1 protein-coding gene is annotated in these 575 nt (G+C 42.6%); it reads right to left on the reverse strand.

The annotated features are described in order from the left end of the window. Positions 1-69 precede the first annotated feature (69 nt). On the reverse strand, positions 70-575 hold a 506-nt coding region (locus BAU17_RS10415), incomplete at its 5' end, for a DUF711 family protein (protein ID WP_161902764.1).

Below are 575 nucleotides of genomic sequence, written 5' to 3' on the forward strand. Positions count from 1 at the left end.
TGGATACGTATCATACAGTGTGCCATCAAAATCCCAAATATAATGTTCAAACATAGTGACAAAACTCCCTTAGTTCTTAAATGAATGGATTGGTGCTGGAATGCGCCCCCCACGTTGAATGAAATCTGCTGATTGCGCAGGATTTGTTTTCATCACGGGTGCTGTTCCTAACAACCCTCCAAATTCTATCATATCTCCGACTTTTGCGTTAGCTGCAGGGATGATACGGACGGCTGTTGTTTTATGATTGATAACACCAATCGCTGCTTCGTCGGCAATCATTGCTGCAATCGTTTCAGCTGTTGTGTCTCCCGGAATCGCAATCATATCTAAGCCGACAGAACAAATTGCGGTCATCGCTTCTAATTTTTCTAAATTCAATAAGCCATTTTGCACGGCTTTAATCATTCCGGCATCTTCTGAAACTGGAATAAATGCACCTGATAAACCACCGACGTGATTACAAGCCATTACGCCACCTTTTTTCACAGCATCATTCAACAAGGCTAACGCTGCAGTTGTTCCATGTGTACCAACTGATTCAAGACCCATTTCTTCTAAAATCAACGCCACAC

Origin of the sequence: Candidatus Enterococcus willemsii, from assembly GCF_009933335.1 — a bacterium.
GTDB classification, from domain to species: domain Bacteria; phylum Bacillota; class Bacilli; order Lactobacillales; family Enterococcaceae; genus Enterococcus_F; species Enterococcus_F willemsii.